This is a genomic window from Limnohabitans sp., from assembly GCF_023910625.1.
Taxonomy (GTDB): Bacteria; Pseudomonadota; Gammaproteobacteria; order Burkholderiales; family Burkholderiaceae_C; genus Limnohabitans_A.
Genome location: NZ_JAAVVW010000003.1, coordinates 1,564,103 through 1,580,009 on the forward strand (window position 1 = coordinate 1,564,103; position 15,907 = coordinate 1,580,009).

15 protein-coding genes and 1 tRNA gene are annotated in these 15,907 nt (G+C 60.2%); 10 read left to right on the forward strand and 6 right to left on the reverse strand.

Annotated elements, in window-relative coordinates:
- Positions 1-12: 12 nt before the first annotated feature.
- From HEQ17_RS10795 to HEQ17_RS10810, 4 genes are all read right to left on the reverse strand, one after another.
- A complete protein-coding gene (locus HEQ17_RS10795) occupies positions 13-651 on the reverse strand; it encodes a Smr/MutS family protein (protein ID WP_296292750.1) in 639 nt (212 codons plus the stop codon).
- Between the two features lie 28 nt (positions 652-679).
- A complete protein-coding gene (locus HEQ17_RS10800; RefSeq protein WP_296292751.1) occupies positions 680-1,084 on the reverse strand; it encodes a group II truncated hemoglobin in 405 nt (134 codons plus the stop codon).
- Between the two features lie 45 nt (positions 1,085-1,129).
- Positions 1,130-3,706: an FtsX-like permease family protein gene (locus HEQ17_RS10805; protein ID WP_296292752.1), complete on the reverse strand. Its 2,577-nt coding sequence runs from the start codon at positions 3,704-3,706 to the stop codon at positions 1,130-1,132.
- A gap of 116 nt (positions 3,707-3,822) precedes the next feature.
- Positions 3,823-3,899, reverse strand: a tRNA-Met gene (locus tag HEQ17_RS10810).
- Positions 3,900-3,999: 100 nt separating this feature from the next.
- Between HEQ17_RS10810 and HEQ17_RS10815 the strand changes: the two genes are divergently transcribed.
- The 5 genes from HEQ17_RS10815 (at position 4,000) to miaB (ending at position 9,312) form a co-directional block, all read left to right on the forward strand.
- Positions 4,000-4,431: a hypothetical protein gene (locus tag HEQ17_RS10815; RefSeq protein ID WP_296292753.1), complete on the forward strand. Its 432-nt coding sequence runs from the start codon at positions 4,000-4,002 to the stop codon at positions 4,429-4,431.
- Between the two features lie 3 nt (positions 4,432-4,434).
- Positions 4,435-5,430, forward strand: a complete 996-nt coding sequence (locus HEQ17_RS10820) for an asparaginase (protein ID WP_296292754.1) — start codon at positions 4,435-4,437, stop codon at positions 5,428-5,430.
- A gap of 643 nt (positions 5,431-6,073) precedes the next feature.
- The gene (locus tag HEQ17_RS10825) at positions 6,074-6,730 is read left to right on the forward strand and encodes a hypothetical protein (protein ID WP_296292755.1); all 657 of its coding nucleotides are present in this window, start codon (positions 6,074-6,076) and stop codon (positions 6,728-6,730) included.
- A gap of 545 nt (positions 6,731-7,275) precedes the next feature.
- Entirely contained in the window at positions 7,276-7,812 is a 537-nt protein-coding gene (locus tag HEQ17_RS10830) for a DUF2889 domain-containing protein (RefSeq protein ID WP_296292756.1), read from the forward strand.
- A 162-nt stretch (positions 7,813-7,974) separates the two neighbouring features.
- Positions 7,975-9,312: a tRNA (N6-isopentenyl adenosine(37)-C2)-methylthiotransferase MiaB gene (miaB, locus tag HEQ17_RS10835; RefSeq protein ID WP_296292757.1), complete on the forward strand. Its 1,338-nt coding sequence runs from the start codon at positions 7,975-7,977 to the stop codon at positions 9,310-9,312.
- 132 nt (positions 9,313-9,444) lie between these two features.
- Here the strand turns inward: miaB and HEQ17_RS10840 are convergent, their stop codons facing one another.
- Entirely contained in the window at positions 9,445-9,840 is a 396-nt protein-coding gene (locus tag HEQ17_RS10840) for a gamma-glutamylcyclotransferase (protein ID WP_296292758.1), read from the reverse strand.
- A 192-nt stretch (positions 9,841-10,032) separates the two neighbouring features.
- Here HEQ17_RS10840 and HEQ17_RS10845 point away from each other — a divergent pair, with 192 nt between their 5' ends.
- From HEQ17_RS10845 to HEQ17_RS10855, 3 genes are read left to right on the forward strand one after another with little or no spacing between them, the layout of a single operon-like run.
- Positions 10,033-11,424, forward strand: coding sequence for an aromatic ring-hydroxylating dioxygenase subunit alpha (locus HEQ17_RS10845; RefSeq protein WP_296292759.1), 1,392 nt, complete (start codon positions 10,033-10,035; stop codon positions 11,422-11,424).
- Entirely contained in the window at positions 11,421-12,902 is a 1,482-nt protein-coding gene (locus HEQ17_RS10850; protein WP_296292760.1) for a glutamine synthetase family protein, read from the forward strand. Before HEQ17_RS10845 ends, HEQ17_RS10850 begins: the two co-directional genes overlap by 4 nt.
- Before the next feature lie 41 nt (positions 12,903-12,943).
- A complete protein-coding gene (locus tag HEQ17_RS10855) occupies positions 12,944-13,273 on the forward strand; it encodes a 2Fe-2S iron-sulfur cluster-binding protein (RefSeq protein ID WP_296292762.1) in 330 nt (109 codons plus the stop codon).
- A 94-nt stretch (positions 13,274-13,367) separates the two neighbouring features.
- Here the strand turns inward: HEQ17_RS10855 and ffh are convergent, their stop codons facing one another.
- Positions 13,368-14,753: a signal recognition particle protein gene (gene ffh, locus HEQ17_RS10860; RefSeq protein WP_296292763.1), complete on the reverse strand. Its 1,386-nt coding sequence runs from the start codon at positions 14,751-14,753 to the stop codon at positions 13,368-13,370.
- 78 nt (positions 14,754-14,831) lie between these two features.
- Here ffh and ccsA point away from each other — a divergent pair, with 78 nt between their 5' ends.
- Positions 14,832-15,635 carry a cytochrome c biogenesis protein CcsA gene (gene ccsA, locus HEQ17_RS10865; protein WP_296292764.1) on the forward strand — a complete coding sequence of 268 codons (804 nt, stop codon included), beginning with the start codon at positions 14,832-14,834 and terminating at the stop codon, positions 15,633-15,635.
- On the forward strand, positions 15,632-15,868 hold the full coding sequence (locus HEQ17_RS10870) for a PP0621 family protein (RefSeq protein ID WP_296292765.1): 237 nt from the start codon (positions 15,632-15,634) through the stop codon (positions 15,866-15,868). The genes ccsA and HEQ17_RS10870 overlap by 4 nt, the downstream gene beginning before the upstream one ends.
- Positions 15,869-15,907 lie beyond the last annotated feature (39 nt).

The window sequence follows — 15,907 nt, forward strand, 5'->3', positions numbered from 1 at the left end:
AAGGCGCGTTGCTCAAGCGCCTGATTTGAGCAGCACCACCAAAGCACCGGCACCACCTTCAGAAGGTTTGGCCTGCACAAAGGCCAAGACCTGGTTTTTTTGTACCAGCCAGTCGTGCACCCTGGACTTGAGCACCGGCGTCTTGCCCGGTGAACCCAAGCCCTTGCCATGCACAACGCGCAAACATCGCAAACCCTGACGATGCGCCAGGCGAATGAACTCGGCCAGGGCAACACGGGCTTCGTCGCTGCGCAGACCATGCAGATCAATTTCGCGCTGAATCGACCAGTCACCCTTGCGCAGCTTGTGAATCACATCGCGACCAATGCCGGGTCGGCGAAAACTCAAAGCATCGTCGGTATCGAGCAAGGTGCTGGCATCAAATTCATCGCTCAAGCAATCGCGCAGCACCGCCTGATTGTCTTTTTGGCGCTGGTGAGCAATCGGCGCAGGCGCGGGCCGCACCAAGTTGACCTGATCCTTGACAGGCAAACGTTGAACCTGGCCCACCGCACGGACGAACAAATTGCTTTCAAGCTCGCGTTGCCGCGCAGCAAAGGCTTGGGCAGCCGCAACCGCCTGAGCTTGTGACTGGGCTTCGGCCAATTTTTGGCGAACCTTTTTCAGATCTTGCAGCGCGTTGATTTTCACGGTGAACTCCGGGTCGGGCCATCAGGCGTCAAGCGCCCCGGTTGCGCATCCAGTCAGCGGTTTTGAAAAAACTGGCATTGAGCCGCTCACGCAAAACAGGGTCAAGCTGCAGCTCTGTCATCGCTTGGTCCATGCATGCCAGCCATTGGTCACGCTCCAACACGCCGATGGAAAAAGGCATGTGACGCATCCGCAAACGCGGATGACCAAAGCGTTCGGTGTAGTGCTCAGGCCCCCCAAGCCAACCACACAGAAACCAAAACAATTTGTCTCGCGCATCCTGCAAAGTGCTTCCGTGAGCGTCTCTCAAGGCTTTGTAGCCAGGCTCCATGTCCATCAAGTCATAAAAGCGATCGGACAAAGCGCGCACAGTCGCTTCACCTCCGATCCAGGCAAATGGTGTATCGAAAGAGGGCTTGTCTTCACTGTTCATGGCAGCTCATTGTGCCGTGTTCCTCAGGGCCGATTCTGAATGGGCTCACTGCCCGGCCTGGCGCAGAGTCTGCACCACTGGTTGACGCAAAACACCGGCCAAGCTCAAGCTGCCCGCAACCCAAGCCATCAATGCGCCCGCCAAACCACCTATCAAAGGGGCCCATAAAGGGGGCTGCCAAGCAAACCCGAAGGCGTAACGCGCCAAGACCCAGCCCACCGCCAAGGCCATGGCACTCGACATGAAGCCTGCCAACCAGCCGATGCCAAGAAGCTCAGTGCGTTGCACCTGAGCCAGCAGACGGCTGCTGGCTCCCAGTGCACGCATGATCGCGTATTCGCGCTCACGCGCCTGACGACTTGCACCAACTGCAGCCAACAAGACCATCAGTCCGGCCGCCAGGGTAAAGACAAACAGGAATTCAACCGCCCGGATGACTTGATCCATGACTCTCTGCACCTGAGTCAGTGTGCTGCGCATGTCCACACTGGTGATGTTGGGGAACTCGTTGACCATCGTGTTTTCAAAACCCGGCACACCTTGAGGCGACTTGAAGGCAGCCATGTAAGTCATGGGCAATTCCGGCATTCGCGAAACAGGAAACAGCATGAAGAAGTTGGCCCGCATGGAGGACCAGTCCACCTTGCGCAAAGAGGTCACGCGCGCCTCATGGGACTGTCCGGCAATCTCAAAGCCTAGGCGATCACCCAGCTTCAAGCCCAAGGCCATGGCAATGCCCTCTTCCACGCTGACCCCATCGGCTTCTTCAGCTTGCCAACGCCCAGCCACCAGGGGGTTGTGGCCGGGCAGGATAGGGCTGTGCGACAGGTTGATTTCTCGGTCCAGAAACCGTTTGCCGCGATCGGCTTGCAAATCATCAGGGCCCAGGATGCGGCCATTGATGGCCACCAGACGCCCCCGAATCATGGGGAACCAATCGGGCGATTGAACACCTGCTTTTTTCAGGTGCACCAGGAACTGATCGGCTTGTTCGGGCTGGACATTGATGACAAATCGGTCAGGCGCATTCGCGGGTGTGGCCTGACGCCAGCTGGCAATCAGGTCTGTGCGCAACAAAATCAGCAAGGCCAGCGCCAGCAGTCCCACCGACAGTGCACTGATCTGCACCACCGCAAACACCGGACGCGCTGCCACCTGCCGAGTTGCCAAGCGCAAGGAGCGTGGAGCGGTATGTTCAGGCAACGCCCGGCGCAATACCCACAATGCTGCAGCGGCCAATGACGCAAAAACCAGCAATGCCAGAGCAAAGCCACCCACGGTGATCAGGCCCAAAGTCAGGCTGCGGCTGACCATCAGCAAGGTGAGCGCAAAACCGAACAAACCCATCACCAAGACCAGTCCGGAGCGCACCTGCAAGTTGCCCAATTCTCGGCGAATCACGCGCAAAGGCGGCACTTGAGCAAGCTGCAAAACCGGAGGCAAGCCAAAAGCCACCAGCAAGGTCATCCCCATGGCCAGGCCCATGAGCGCGGGCTCAGCCGTGACGCCTGGTAAATTGGCATCCACCAAACCGGCCAACAAATGGACAAAGCCCAAGTGAACACCATAGCCTGCCAAGACCCCCATCACACTGGCCACCAAGCCAGCGCCCAGAAATTCCAGGCCATAACTCAATGCGAGTGTGCGCTGGCTTTGCCCCAAAACTCTCAGCAAGGCACAAGCATCGAGATATCGCTCGGCAAAACTGCGGGCCGCCAAGGCCACAGCCACTGAACACAAAAGGGCTGCCAACAAAGACACCAGATTCAAGAACTGCGAAGCCCTGTCCAAGGTCTGCCGCATCTCGGGCCGCCCGCTTTCAAGCGACTCGACTTTGACACCACGCACGTCGGGCTTGTCGGCCTCAGTCTGTGCCCAGGACAGGAAACGCGCCACCGCGGCGGTATCACCGGCGACCGCCATGCGCCAACTGACGCGACTGGCTGGCTGCAGCAGTCCTGTCGAGCCCAAGTCGGACATATTCATCATCACGCGAGGCGCAAACGTCATGAATCCGCCCCCCCGATCAGGTTCACGGGTGATGGTGGCACCAATGCGCAAGCTGCGATCGCCAAGACCCAGCATCTGACCGACCTGGACATCCAAAGCTTCCAGCAAAGCTGCATCAACCCAGACCTCACCCAAGGGTGGCACACCAGCCACTGACTGGTTCTGACGAGTCAAAGTCGTGGCTGGTGGTGGTGAAGCCTCAGCTGGCACCGAAATGTCCAAACGACCACGCAATGGGTAACCTGGCTGCACCGCCTTGAGAGCCACCAAACGGGTAGCCGGCGCTGCCCCCGGCTCCAAGGGCTTCATGGCACGCGCCATGGTAGGAAAAGAAACGTTGGTATTGAGCGCCAGACCGGCCTCTTGGGCCTGCCGAACAAACCCTGCAGGCGTGCGCTGGTCACTCACCACCACCGCGTCACCACCGAGCAGTTGACGGGCATCGCGCCAAAGGCCCGACTGCATCCGGTCAGCCAGAAAACCTATGGCCGTCAAAGCCGCCACCGCCAAGGCGACAGACAGCATCAAGAGGCGCAATTCGCCAGCCCGCAGGTCCCGCCACAGCTGGCGCCCCCCCAGCTTCAAACCATGCATCCAAGATTGCTTGTTCATGTCTGAACCATACTCCAGTGACAGAGGTCTGGCAGGGCCAAGGCCTTGGTCAGATGCTGAAACACCCACCCAAAAACCAAAAAGCCCGCAGTCGTGAAACTGCGGGCCGAAAAATTTGGTGGTGATAGGTGGATTTGAACCACCGACATCAGCATTATGAATGCTGCGCTCTAACCAACTGAGCTATATCACCGATATTAGTTGGCATTGACCTTCAGGCCAAAATTATACACAAGACTCTTCGGCATCCGCAGCAGTTGAGGTAACAATTGAGAGATGGATACACACACACCATGGGACGCCCCAACGGCCCACCAAGCCGCGCAGATGTTCTGGGAACACTGGCGATCCGGTCGGGTCATCTCCAACCTGCCCCCGAATTGTCGGCCCCTGATGCCTGCACGCGCCATTTGGTCTTGGGGCCTCCCGCACCCAAGGCCTTGCGCGACCTCGAAATCAGCACCCATCCGGTGCGCGCCCATCTTGAACAGGGCTCTGGCATGAGATACACCAAAGACGGATCAGGCAGCAACGTGCTGGGCGACCCACGCATGGTGCTGACCTGGCCGGCCAATCACCTGTCCGCCTTGGGCATCATCCTAGAAAAGGGCCAGGTCATGGCGACCGGCACTTGCATGCCACCGCTCGAACTGCAAGCCGCTGACAGCGTTCTCGCCGATTTTGGCCACTTGGGTGACGTGCGGATGACTTTTTCGGAGACCTGAAACATGAAAAACCCTCGTTTAGCGCTCATCGGCACGGGCGGCACCATCGCTGGCGCTGCCAGCGCAGCCTCGGTCAGCACCGATTACAAGCCCGCCAGTTTGAGCCTGGTCGCCGTCGTGGACACGGTCCCTGAATTGCGCCAACGCTATGACATCGAGGTCACACAGCCTCTTCAATTGGCCAGTTATGACGTGCGGCCCGAACACTGGCTGGACCTGCACAAGGCCGTTATGCTGGCGGTGCACAACCCCGAGGTGAACGGCATTGTGGTGACTCACGGCACCGACACGCTGGAAGAAACCGCGACCTTTTTGCACCTGAGTGTCAACACCTCCAAACCGATTGTGTTGGTCGGAGCCATGCGCCCAGCCACAGCCTATTCAGCCGACGGACCAGCCAATTTGCTGGATGCCTGCACCGTCGCCGCCTGCGACACTGCACGCGAGCGCGGCACGCTGGTGGTGATGAATGGACGCATTCATTCCGGTCTGTGGGTAGGCAAACGCCATGTCAGCAGCGTCGATGCATTTGACAGTCCGCTGGCCGGCGCTTTGGGCGAAGTGGCCGACCAAGCAGTGCAATGGTTCAGGGCGCCAAAGCGTGCGCCCAGCATCGCCTGGCAAGCACCTGTCACTTGGCCCAGGGTGGACATTGCTGTGGCCTATGCCGGCGTGGATGAAACCGCCATGCGCACTTTTGTGAGCGCCGGGGCACAGGGCATCGTGTATGCTGGTTTGGGCAACGCCAACATGCCTTCAGCCTACCGCACGTTTTTTCAATCACTGCCTGCCCAGGGCGTGCTGGTGGCACGCTGTGCCCGATTCATCACGGGCAGCGTGTCCCGGACCAGTGCGTATGCCGATGCACAACACGGCATTTTGACTGCCGGCCCCTTGCCACCGCACAAAGTCCGCATCATTTTGCTGCTGGGCTTGGCCCATGGCATGGACGGCCCAGCAATTCAACGTTGGATTGACCAGATTTTGTTGGCTGGCTGATGCGGATGACGCACCGCGGCCACTGATTTTTGCTAGGCAGGCCTCACACCCGCATGCGCCAAACTGACCATGGGCTCGTTGGCTTTGATATCTGCAGCAAATGCGTTCAGATTCTTGGCAGGAAAATCATGGTACGTCACGGTGACCATGGGGCCACTTGTGGCTCCGCCAAAAGTGAACTGGGGAAACAAGGTCTTATGGCTCATTTGAGGAAGTCTCTCATTCATGGCGTGGACTGTAAATAATCGACCATGACACTTAGCCTTTCTTTCTGCAGTCGCTCAAATGCCGGCGCCATCTTCACCCTCTTCACGACTGGCTGAGCCCGGGGGGGGAGCCGGCCTCGACTTGCTGAAAAAAGGCTGTTCCTTGCACGGCCAAACTGTCTTCAAATAAGCAAAAAGCCGCTGCCTCTCGCGCCTTGCAGGGCATGTGGAGGGTGTTCTGGCTCTGTAACTGGGCGCGGCAACAGCACATCCTGATCATTTGAATCAATCAATCCGCCGCAAGAACCCTTGCCGAGGTTTAAAGTTGAGGCATGAACTTGACGGGTGGATGGCATTGGCATTGGCGCGCATGGCGGTCACAAGCTCGCTGGGCAGGCGCGTCTGCGCAAATAGCCGACTGGTTGATGGCACAAACCATGCCACGAAAACAACTCGTCTTGCTGGGGGCCAGCGCAGGCTGGATGCTGCCCACCTGCTGGTTGGCGCAGTTTGAAGAAATTCACGCCTGGGACATCGACCCATTGGCTTCACCCTTGTTTCGCTGGCGGCATGGTCGTCATTTACAAAGTCAGGGTATTCGCCTGCATCTCAACACCGCCGATGGCCTTGACCACTTGAACGAACGCACCCGGGAAATGCCCGGAGCTTTTTTCTGGTTTGACAACATGCTGGGGCAATTACGATTCACCAACGAACCACTGGATGCGTTGAGTCGCCGTTTGCAGGCGTTGCAAAAAAAATTACAACATGTGGCTTGGGGCAGCGTACACGACCGCATGTCGGGTCGCACGACACTGGGCACCAGCTTACCTTTGTCACGTCTTGGCCTGTCCGGTGTGGCCATGGAAACGTCGGAAGGACAAGCCTGGTTACAGCAGATGGGGGCCATCAGCCCCTGGCTGGATCACCTGACCGAACATGTTTTACCCCCGGGTACCCCGGTGCAACACACAGCTTGGCCCTTCAAGCCAGGCTATGCCCACTGGCTTGAAATGGGCTGGCACCCCAAAGCCTCGTCCTCAAGAGCAGACGCTGAATGGTGTCCTGTCCATCCAGGGTTCGATGCGCGATGATGATCGTCAAAAACCTTGGCGAGCCTTGATTCAGCAAGAACCAGTGTGTAGAACGCGGCCCAGCGCATTAAGGCCATCGAAGTTCAGTTTTTTCTTGCTGGGGAGCGTCATGCAGCCACCCAAGCTTTGCCCAAGGGTCATTGGACAATGATTGTCCCCAAGTCCACGCAATGAAACCAGCACCGCGCAAGCCTGACAATGCAGCCTGCGGAAACTTTTGCCGTTTGATCTTACAGGGCCAATTCTGCTCTGACCCCCAAGCACAACGCAGTCGCAAATCGCGCTTGAGAGGTTTGCCTCTGAGGTTTTGGGGCCGCGTGTCAGGTCTGCGCATGCCCGTCACAATCCGGATTGCGTCTTCGCAAGTCAACCAGATGCACTGCTGAACTTGAATGACGCATTTCCCGGCGAAGGGCAGGGTGGGTGACGTTGCACATGTTCGGTGTTACTGCCTAGCTATGATTGGAAGATTCATCATCAGACCCGCGAGAATTCCATTGGCACTTCCACCCCCCTCCCCCCGAAAACTGTCACATACGCGAACCGTGGTGTACCAAGGCTATGACCGCGAAGACGGCCTGTGGGACATTGAAGCCCAACTGACCGATGTCAAAACCTTTGGTTTTGAAGTTTCCAACGAACGGCCTTTTCCGGCCAACGAGCCGATCCACAACCTGAAAATCCGCGTCACGCTCGACAACAAGATGGTCATCCAGGACATCGCCACCTCGATGGACGACACCCCCCACCCGGAATGCGTCGGCGCGCCACACGGCATGCACAAGCTCATCGGCTGCACCATGGGCCCGGGTTGGCGCAAGGTCATCAACCAACACGTAGGCGGCACCGACGGCTGCACACACCTGCGCGAGATGTTGTTCAACATGGCCACGGCCGCTTACCAGACACTGCCCTCAGGCCAATGGCAGCGCCGCGAACTGGCCGGCCAACCCCACCCCGAAATGACCCAAGCGCCCTATTTTCTGGGCCAATGCCACAGCTGGGCCCTTAACAGCCCAACGGTGGAAAGGGCTTATCCGATGTTTTTCAAGCCGAAGACAGCTGAGAACACAGGGAACTGAGCCAACGCTCACCTGCGATAATCTGGCTATTCCAAAGCGCGTCAGCGCTTTTCTTTTTCACAGCCTCTGGATCTACACCATGAACCGCTGCACTCTGGCCCCTCGCGGGCGTACTTTGCTTTGCCTTGACTTGATCACCTCCATGAATTCCGTGGAGACCACATGAACAAGAAGGTCTTCATCAAAACCTTTGGCTGCCAGATGAACGAGTACGACTCGGACAAGATGGCCGATGTGCTGGGCGCAGCGCAGGGCTATGAGCCCACGCAGGACGTGGACGAGGCCGATCTGATCTTGTTCAACACCTGCTCGGTGCGCGAGAAGGCGCAAGAAAAAGTCTTCAGCGATCTAGGCCGGGTGCAGCACCTCAAGGCCAAGGGCGTGCAGATTGGCGTGGGCGGCTGCGTGGCCAGCCAGGAAGGTGCCGAGATCATCAAGCGCGCCCCCTATGTGGACGTGGTGTTTGGCCCGCAGACCCTGCACCGCCTGCCCGAGTTGCTGAACGAGCGCGAGCGCAAGCAGCGCCCGCAGGTGGACATCAGCTTCCCCGAGATTGAAAAGTTCGACCACTTGCCCCCAGCCAAGGTGGACGGCGCCACCGCCTTTGTGTCGATCATGGAAGGCTGCAGCAAATACTGCAGCTACTGCGTGGTGCCTTATACCCGGGGCGAAGAGGTGTCGCGCCCGTTTGACGATGTGCTGGTCGAAATCGCCGGTCTGGCCGCGCAGGGCGTGAAAGAAATCACCCTGCTGGGCCAGAACGTGAACGCCTACCGGGGCAAGATGGGTGGCACCGCTGACATCGCCGACTTTGCGCTGCTGCTGGAGTACGTGGCCGACATGCCGGGCATCGAGCGCATCCGTTACGTGACCAGCCACCCGAACGAGTTCACGCAGCGCCTGATCGACGCTTACGAAAAGATCCCCAAACTGGTGAGCCACTTGCACCTGCCGGTGCAGCACGGCTCGGACCGCATCTTAATGGCCATGAAGCGCGGTTACACCTCCATGGAATACAAGAGCACGATCCGCAAGCTGCGGGCGATTCGCCCCGACATGTCGCTCAGCAGCGATTTCATCGTGGGCTTCCCCGGCGAGACCGAGGACGACTTCAACAAGATGATGAAGCTCATCACCGATGTGGGCTTTGACACGAGCTTCAGCTTCATCTTCAGCCCCCGCCCCGGCACGCCTGCAGCCAACCTGCACGACGACACGCCGCACGCCGAAAAACTGCGCCGCCTGCACCACCTGCAAGCGACCATCGAAGAGAACGTGCAGCTCATCGGCGAGAGCCGTGTGGGCACAGTACAGCGCATTCTGGTGGAGCGCCCCTCACGCAAGGACGCGACCGAGCTGGCGGGTCGCACCGAGTGCAACCGGGTGGTCAACTTCCCCGGCGGCCCGAACATGGACCGCCTGATCGGTCAGATGGCGGATGTGCGCATCACCCAAGGTTTGTCCCACTCGCTGCGCGGCGAGTTGGTCATTCGCGATTGATTTTGCAGGAGCCCACCCTGTGGGCGATCGCTTGCAGCGTTGCGGAAGGTTCATCGGCCACGGGGGTGGGCTCCTACGAAGAGATGCCCTGCCTTTTGTGGGGTCCAACCATTGGATAACAGCGCAATTCGCTCAGGATTCGCGCCCGACTTCGCGGATGTAGCGGCGGTAGTCACCATGTGGAATGGGCGTGCAACCATCGGTCGGGCGGTTGTACACATAGGTCTGCACCTGCTGGCCTTGCAGCGGGCCGCTGAGCACCGTCACCACCTCCCGCCAATAGTGTGATTCGGCGCGGTCACCGGGCACCACACCTTCCACCCCATCCAGACGGGTCAGGTGCGCGTCATCCGCTTCATAGACTTCGCCGGTGACTTGCCCTTCCCCCGGCAATAAGCCCGGGTAGCTGCCCAAGTCGACCAAGCGGCCCTGCACTTGGGCGGGGCCCATGAAGCGGGCACCGTGCATTTCGGCCTCCAGTCGCAGGCCTGGCATGAGGGTTCCGTAGATAAAGATAATGTGTTTCATGGGCATGATTTTGCGTCAATTCGGTCCCTATGGTCAGCCCAAAATTGACACGCATCAAGCCCCACCCACCGTGTCGCCTGTAGGCAGGACCCAGCCTCGCAGCCGTTTAAACTGATCGGTAAGGAATATGCGCGGCCCCACACCAAAGGGTACACGCCAACGGCAGATACACGGCGCAAGCCAGAGGCCTCCATGAAAGCTGAACAGAACGAACTCATCACCCGCATTGGCCCAGGCACGCCGTGCGGTGCGGTGATGCGCCACTATTGGCAGCCCGTCGCCCTGGTGGACGAATTCAACCCCGCGCTCGACCCGCGGATGGCGATTCGCCCCGTGAAAGCCGTGCGCATTCTGGGCCAAGACCTGGTGTTGTTTCGCAACGCGCAGGGCGACTATGGTTTGCTGGACCGTGACTGCCCGCACCGTGGGGCCGACCTGGCCTTTGGCCGCAACGAAGGCGATGGCCTGCGTTGCCCTTTTCATGGCTGGAAGTTTGACGTCACGGGCCAGTGCATCGAAACACCTGCCGAGCCCTCCGGCAGCACGCTGTGCAAGCGTGTGCGCCAGCGCAGCTATCCGCTGATCGAGCGCAGCGGCATTGTGTTTGGCTGGTTCGGCCCCGAAGGCCAGACACCGCCGCCGCTCCCTGGTATTGATGCTTTCAGCGCCCCGGCCACCCACACCTTCGCCTTCAAAGGGCTGTGGCATTGCAACTGGTTGCAGGCGTTTGAGGTGGGCATTGACCCGGCACACGCGTCGTACCTGCACCGCTTTTTCAATGATGAGTCGCTCGAAGGCAGCTATGGTCGCCAATTCCGTGGTGCGAGCGCGGGCGATGTGCAAGGCGAGCGCTGGCCCATGACGCGGGTGATGCGCGAACTGGACCAGCCCGAGATTTCATTCGAGCCCACCGATGCCGGCCTGCGCCTGACGGCCCTGCGCCCGATCAACGAGGCGCTCACGCATGTGCGGGTGACGAATGCGCTGTTCCCGCACACCTTTGTGATTCCGCTGTCGGAGACCATGACCATCACGCAGATGCATGTGCCGGTGGACGACACCCACACCTATTGGTATTCGGTGTTCACCAGCTTTGCCGGGCCGGTGGACAAAGAGGCCATGCGCAACCAGCGCCTGCCCTCGGTCACCTTGCCCGACTACATCCCCAAAGCGGGCAAGCACAACCACTGGGGCTTCAACCCCGAAGAACAAGTCTCGCGCACCTACTTGGGCATGGGCGAAGACGACATCAACGTGCACGACCAGTGGGCCTGCGAGAGCATGGGCGCGATACAAGACCGCACCCGCGAGCACCTGGGCACCAGCGACAAGGTCATCATGGCCAACCGCCGCATCTTGCTCAAAGCCATCGAGACGGTGCAGGCCGGGGGCTCGCCGCCCGGCTTTGCGCAGGGCGCCGTGGCCGGCCAGCGCATCGGGCCGGACACTGTGGACGGCATCGCTCCCAGCGGGCAATGGCCGCAGTGGTGGCGCGAGGCCTGCGCTGCCAAACGCAGCGGTGCGCCGTGGGATGCCGCCCTGCCGGGCCATGCGCCCACCCCAGCCGACTCGAGCGCAGCATGAGCTTCGCTGAACGCTGCGGCCTACACAGCCGCAAACGCCAGGCGGCTTGTGAGCAATTGGTGCGGCAGGTGGAGGCCTCTGGTATCGACCTGATCCGCTTGGGCTGGTGCGACCTGCATGGCGTGGTGCGCGGCAAGACCCTCGTGGCCTCGCAACTGCGCCAAGCGCTGGCCAACGGCATCGGCATGGTCAGCACCTTGCTGCTCAAAGACAGTTCGGACCGCACCGCCTTCAAAGTGTTCGAGTCGGGCATTGAAGACACCCTGCCTGGCTTTGCCGGGGCCAGCAATTTCACCCTCATGCCCGACCCGGCCAGCTGGCAGGTGCTGCCTTGGACCGACAAGACCGGTTGGCTCCAGTGCCAGCCCTACTTGGCCGACGGGCGCATCGTGCCGCTCGATTCGCGCCATGTGCTGCAGCAAGCCGTGCAGCGCCTGGCCGAACGCGGCTGGCAGATGCGCTGCGGGCTCGAAGTCGAATTCCACATCTACCGCCTCAAAGACCCGCTGCACGGGCCAGACCTGGACCCGGATCGCGCCGCATGGCCCGGTCCCGCGCCCGAAGTCAGCCTGATCCACCCTGGCTACAACCTGCTGACCGAAGGCTGGATGGACCGGGCCGAAGAGCCGCTGCGCATCGTGCAGCGCACCGCGCAGGCGCTGGGCCTGCCGCTGATCTCGCTCGAAATCGAACTCGGCCCCAGCCAGGTCGAAGCGGTGTTTGATGTGAGCGATGCGCTCACGGCCGCCGACCAGATGGTGCTGTTTCGCAACGCCACACGCCAAGCCCTGCGCCGCGCCGGTTACCACGCCACCTTCATGTGCCGACCGCCGTTTGAACACATCATGTCGAGCGGCTGGCACCTTCACCAATCGGTTTGTGAATTGGCCACAGGGCGCAACGTGTTCATGCGCGAAGATCTGGCCCCCGGCAGCAGTTCACGCGAAGCCCGGCAAGTGCTGAGCGATGCGGGCGCGCTCTGGCTGGCCGGACTGCTGGCGCACGCCCCGGCGCTCACCGCCTTGTGCACCAGCACCACCAATGGCTATGGGCGCTTTCGGCCCAACGCGATGGCACCGCAGTCGATTTTGTGGGGCCGTGACAACCGGGGCGCGATGCTGCGCGTCATCGGCGCGCCGGGTGACAGCGCCACCCGCATTGAAAACCGCCTGGGCGAGCCTGCGGCCAACCCTTATCTCTACATGGCCTCGCAAATTCACGCTGGGCTTGACGGGGCGGACGCACAGCTGCAAGCGCCGCCAGCCACCGAAACACCTTATGCCCCAGGGGCTGTATCCATCCCAACGTCTTTGGCCGATGCGGTGCAGGCGTTGCAAGCCGATAGCGCTTTGAGCCAGGCCATGGGGCAGCCCTTGGTGGATTACTACAGCACCATCAAACTGGCCGAGCACCGGCGCTTGACCCAGGCCGAAGATGCGACGGAGTTTCACAAGCGCGAATACTTCGGCCGAATTTAACAACCCATTGAAAGCCCGCGTTTGAGCGCGCTGCATTGAAGATGATCACGATCCACCTGCAAGCCCACGACCCCGCACAAGCCCCGATCACACTGCAAGCCCATTCTGGGCAAAGCCTGATGCAAGCCGCTGTCGACACCAATGTGTCAGGTATCCAGGCCGATTGCGGCGGGCTGTTGACCTGCGCCACCTGCCATGTGGTGGTGCATGAAGATTGGGTGAAGCAGCTGCCGCCGATGGGTAGCGATGAAGACGGCATGTTGACCTTCACCGCCCAAGCGCGTGAGCCGGGCAGTCGCCTGTCGTGCCAGATCGTGCTGACCCCAGAGCTGGACGGTCTGCAGGTCACGCTGCCCGAGAGCCAGTATTGAAAAGGTTTTGAGCAGGTCGGCGGCTTGAGCCCCGACATGAAACCTGCACCAAACCCACCATGTCGGACCTGAAGGCCAGACCTGCAAGAGAAGTTCAGCGCGGCATACCAGGAAAGCCACCGCCGCCGCCCATCATGCCTTTCATGGCCCCCATGCGCTTCATCATTTTCATCATGCCGCCGCCGGACATTTTTTTCATCATGTCCTGCATCTGCTCGAACTCCTTGAGCATGCGATTGACGTCTTGCACCTGAACGCCCGCGCCCGCTGCGATGCGGCGCTTGCGCGTGGCCTTGATCAATTCAGGCTTGCTGCGCTCTTTGGGCGTCATGCTGTGAATGATGCCCTGCTTGCGGCCGATGTCTTTTTCGACCTTGTCCATGTCCATGGACGCTGCCTTGGCGGTCATCTGGCTGGGCAACTTGTCCATCAGGCTTGACAGCCCGCCCATTTGCTTCATCTGCTGGATCTGCGCCAAAAAGTCGTTCAGATCAAAGCCGCCACCGCTCTTGACCTTGGCGGCCAATTTTTGCGCGGCTTCCATGTCCACACCTGCAGTGACCTGCTCGACCAGGGCCACGATGTCGCCCATGCCCAGCACCCGGCCCGCGTGGCGCTCGGCATCGAACACTTCCAGACCATCGATTTTTTCACTGGTACCGGCAAACTTGATCGGCACGCCCGTGATCTGGCGCACCGACAGGGCCGCGCCACCGCGTGAGTCGCCGTCCAGTTTTGTGAGCACAATGCCCGTCAAAGGCAAAGCCTCGCTGAACGCCTTGGCGGTATTGGCCGCGTCCTGGCCTTGCATGGCATCCACCACGAACAGGGTTTCAACAGGCTTCAATTCGGCGTGCAAGGCCTTGATTTCGGCCATCAGGGCTTCGTCAATCGCCAAGCGACCCGCGGTGTCGACGAGCAACACGTCAAAGAAATGTTTGCGGGCGTAGTCGATGGCGGCACGCGCGATGTCGATGGGCTTTTGGTCGGGCGAGCTGGGAAACCATTCGGCACCAGCTTGCGCGGTCACCGTCTTGAGCTGCTCAATCGCCGCAGGGCGGTACACGTCACCCGAGACGGTGAGCACTTTCTTTTTGCGCTTTTCGATCAGGTGTTTGGCCAGCTTGGCGGTGGTGGTGGTTTTACCGGCCCCTTGCAAACCGGCCATCAAGATCACAGCAGGCGGCTGCGCCGCCAGGTTGATGTCCGACACGCCCTCGCCCATGGTGGCCGCCAACTCGCGGTTGACCACACCCACCAAGGCCTGTCCGGGCTTCAAAGAACCCATGACTTCTTGGCCCAAGGCTTTTTCTTTCACCCGGGCAATGAAATCGCGCACCACAGGCAAAGCCACGTCGGCTTCGAGCAAGGCCATGCGCACCTCGCGCAGCATGTCGGCCACGTTCGACTCGGTGATGCGGGCCTGCCCGCTGAGGGTCTTGACGAGGCGTGAGAGTTTGTCGGTCAGGGCGGAGGCCATGGGGGAAATCCAGAAAAAACCGTGAGAGCTTGATGGCGAAGCCCCAGCGGCAGCGCCTGAAAGGCTAAACTCGGTACCATGATTTTAGCGAGTGCACCTTTGTGGACGTTGCCCTTCTCGGCATTGGCAGCCCTGGCCTATGCCTTGCCCGCTCTGGTGCCCCGCCACCTGAGTGTTGTGAACGCACGCCGCCTGCTTTGGCTGGCTTGGGTTTTACACGCCATCAGCTTGCTGGTGCTGCTGATGGGGCCGGCGCGCTTCGGTTTTGCCCCGGCTTTGTCGGTCACCGCCTGGCTGGTGGTGTTGGCTTACATGATCGAGACCCAGTTTTTCCCCAAACTCAGGGCCCGCTGGGCCGTGGGCGGCCTGGGGGCGGTCACCGTGGTGCTGGCCTGGGTGTTTCCAGGAGCCTTGCTCACCACCCAGGCATCGGCCTGGTTGCCCCTTCACTTTGCCCTGGGTTTGTCGGCTTATGGCATGTTTGCCGCTGCGGTGGTGCACGCCTGGATGATGACCCGCACGGAACATGACATTCGCCAGGCTCAAGAAGGCTCGAGCGGTCTGCCGCTGTTGACACTGGAGCGCCTGACCTTCCGCTTTGTGACCGCTGGCTTTTTCCTGTTAACCGCGACTTTGGTGGCTGGGGCCTTGTTTGGCGAAGTACTTTATGGTCAGAACCACACCGAATGGCGCTGGGATCACAAACGGGTGTTTGCAGTGTTGTCTTGGATCACCTTTGCCACTTTGTTGGTTGGACGCAGCCAATGGGGTTGGCGCGGTCGCAGGGCTGTGCGCGTGCTTTATATTGGCGCTGGCCTGCTGCTGCTGTCCTACGCTGGCTCACGGTTTGTCATGGAAGTCTTAATTGGGCGGGCCGGATGAAATACCTGATCTGGCTACTGGTTGTTTTGGTGGCCGTCTGGGCATTCAAACGAAGTCGCAAGGCCAAAGACGCCAGTGCAAGCCCCGCAAAACCATCCAAGCGCCCCTCAAACATGGTGAGTTGCGCCCACTGTGGATTGCACTTGCCTCAGGATGAGGCCGTGATTGGCGAAAAAGACGTTTACTGCAGCACTGAACACCGCACTGCCGCCGAGGACCGCAACCCGGCTTAAGTCCTCAACCCCTTGCCAATGCTTGGCTTGAGCCATTTT